Origin of the sequence: Nostoc sp. CHAB 5715 (genome assembly GCF_020829685.1) — a bacterium.
Lineage (GTDB): Bacteria > Cyanobacteriota > Cyanobacteriia > Cyanobacteriales > Nostocaceae > Nostoc.
Genome location: NZ_JAIVFR010001040.1, coordinates 1 through 2,488 on the forward strand (window position 1 = coordinate 1; position 2,488 = coordinate 2,488).

Below are 2,488 nucleotides of genomic sequence, written 5' to 3' on the forward strand. Positions count from 1 at the left end.
TTTACATTAGTCCGCGCAAGTAAGTGCCTTAGTTTGTATACCTGTGATTTGTAATCGCCAGGGCTAAGTGCAATATATGAGTTACTATCTTCCTCATCTCCCTCATCTCCCTCATCTCCCTCATCTCCCTCATCTCCCTCATCTCCCTCATCTCCCTCATCTCCCCACTCCTTACAGACGCGATGAATCGCGTCTCTACTCGCACATCGTCTTGTCGAGATGTGCATTGACTAATTAATCATCTTCTTCTGCTGGACGTGTCAAAATATCCAGGAGAATACCGGCTCCAAAATCATGCTTTTCGTCTATCTCTTTGACTTTGGTGCTGATTTCTTTTGCTTCCTCGATTGCTCCTAACTTTGCTAATACTAATCCAGAAGCAGCATAAGCATTTAAGTACAATCGAATTTGTGGGTTTTCTTTGCGATTGACTAATATAGGCTTAAGTTGCTCCCAGTCATCAGGCAAGTTTTCTATTTCTTTAATTTTATCTAATAATTTAACTGTTGTTTGTAATGCAAGAGAATAATTATTCTTATAATAGAAAAATCTATATGCTGCTACCAAGACATCTGTATTATCACCAGTTTTGGTTAATGCTTGTTGAATATATTGTTCTGATTCTGATGTGTTCTCCCAGGTTTGTGCAGCTAAAATTAATAAATTTTTGATATCCTCTGGAACCTGGAACCATGAGAATTTATTTGTATTAGCTTGCATAATAAATTTATTGGGGAGTGGGGAGTAGGGAATGGGGAGTGGGGAGATGAGGGAGTGAGGGAAAATAATTAATGCTCCATGCCATATTTAAAAAAAGTGAGAACCCTACATTAAGATGAATAAAACAATAATAGGCAATGGAGAGTAACGAGTAGTAATATTCACCACTCCCCACTCCCCACTCCCCATTCCCATTTAAAACAAAGTAAGAACGTACACCAAGGTGAATAAAACAATCCAAATAATGTCTACGAAGTGCCAGTAAATTTCTGTCATTTCGATGAAAGTATGATTGGTTGCAGAATATTCACCGGGAAGACGCGATCGCCACAATGCACGTAATATCAATAACAGTCCCACAAAAACGTGCAAACCGTGGAACCCTGTCATGATATAAAAGCAGTTGGCGAAGACGTTGGTAGTCAGTCCGTATCCTAAAGTTGAATACTCATAAACCTGACCACCCAAGAAAATTGCACCCATGATTGCAGTAATTGCGTACCACAGTTGCATTCCCTTGACGTTATTCTTTTTAATCGCCGTATCACCGAAGTGAATGACGAAACTACTAGACACCAGAATAATCGTGTTAATCGTCGGCACGAGTAATTCTACTTCACTTCCTTCTGGAGGCCAAACGGCTGTACTGCTCCGAAAAAACAAATAGGTGGCAAAAAATCCCCCAAACATTAGGGATTCAGAAGCGAGGAACGTCAACAATCCCCAAACTCTTAAATCTGGATGTTCTTCGTGTCCTGCACTGTGATCTTCGCTTGTGGTTGTAGCTATAGTCATAGATTTTTTGACAATATTATCTGCTGCGTCTGTTGTGGAAGCTTGAATGAAGAATGAAGTCTGAAGCGGCAAAATTTTCATTCTTCATCCAAAATCCTTGTTTAACTTATACCAATTCACGAAAATCCTGATACATATCGATTTCTCGTAGAGGCAAGGCGCAATGCCCATAGGTGTCAACTTAACGCAAAACTCATGTCCCGCAAGGAACTGAAGTTCCTTGCTAATAGCGAAAGTCATCTGAAGATGACTAAATATATTCAAAAATCTTTAGTCTACTTGAGTAGACTTTAGCTATTAGCCCTGAAATTCATTTCTGGGCGGGCGTGGAAGCCAACAGATAAGCGATTTTTAGCTTAAGTTGACACTAATGGGCATTGCCATGCCCCAAAAGAGCGTATTTGTATCATTATTAAAGTGAAATGGTATTAACTCTTCACTTGTTCAGGAATTCTCACACTTCCGAGTTCCGAGTTCTGAAGCTCAAGTTCCGAGTTCTGAAGCTCAAGTTCCGAGTTCTGAAGCTCAAGTTCCGAGTTCTGAGGCTGAAGTTCCGAGTTCCGAACTCGGCCTTTCGAGTTCTGAGGCTGAAGTTCCGAGTTCCGAACTCGGCCTTTCGAGTTCTGAGGCTGAAGTTCCGAGTTCTGAACTCGGCCTTTCGAGTTCTGAGGCTCAAGTTTCGAGTTCCGAACTCGGCCTTTCGAGTTCTGAGGCTCAAGTTTCAAATTTTCAAATCAAATGAATAGAAGTTGCAGTCACCTTGAGAGCGATCGCATTACTCACTTTACTACCTAAGCACTAGCTGACGGCGTTGCAGATGGCTGTATTTCAAGAGTGTTATCATGACCGTAGTCATAAGGCCCATGAGTCACAACCGGCAACACTTCCCAGTTTTCAATTGCAGGTGGTGAGCTAGTTGTCCATTCTAAAGTCAAACCTTGCCAAGGATTATCACCAGCCAAAGGCCCTTTCA

Annotated in this window: 4 protein-coding genes and 1 pseudogene; all 5 read right to left on the reverse strand. The window is 41.4% G+C overall.

Annotated features, from left to right (window positions below; all coding sequences use genetic code 11):
- Nucleotides 1-227 (reverse strand): hypothetical protein (locus LC574_RS35515; protein WP_229458315.1); only part of this gene is annotated, 227 nt, incomplete at its 3' end.
- Nucleotides 228-234: 7 nt separating this feature from the next.
- On the reverse strand, nucleotides 235-720 hold the full coding sequence (locus LC574_RS35520) for a hypothetical protein (protein ID WP_229458316.1): 486 nt from the start codon (nucleotides 718-720) through the stop codon (nucleotides 235-237).
- 7 nt (nucleotides 721-727) lie between these two features.
- Complete coding sequence (locus tag LC574_RS35525; RefSeq protein WP_229458317.1) at nucleotides 728-895, reverse strand: hypothetical protein; 168 nt, start codon at nucleotides 893-895, stop codon at nucleotides 728-730.
- Between the two features lie 20 nt (nucleotides 896-915).
- Entirely contained in the window at nucleotides 916-1,515 is a 600-nt protein-coding gene (locus LC574_RS35530; protein ID WP_229458319.1) for a heme-copper oxidase subunit III, read from the reverse strand.
- 791 nt (nucleotides 1,516-2,306) lie between these two features.
- A pseudogene (locus tag LC574_RS35535) lies at nucleotides 2,307-2,488 on the reverse strand (cytochrome c oxidase subunit I); the annotation flags it as partial.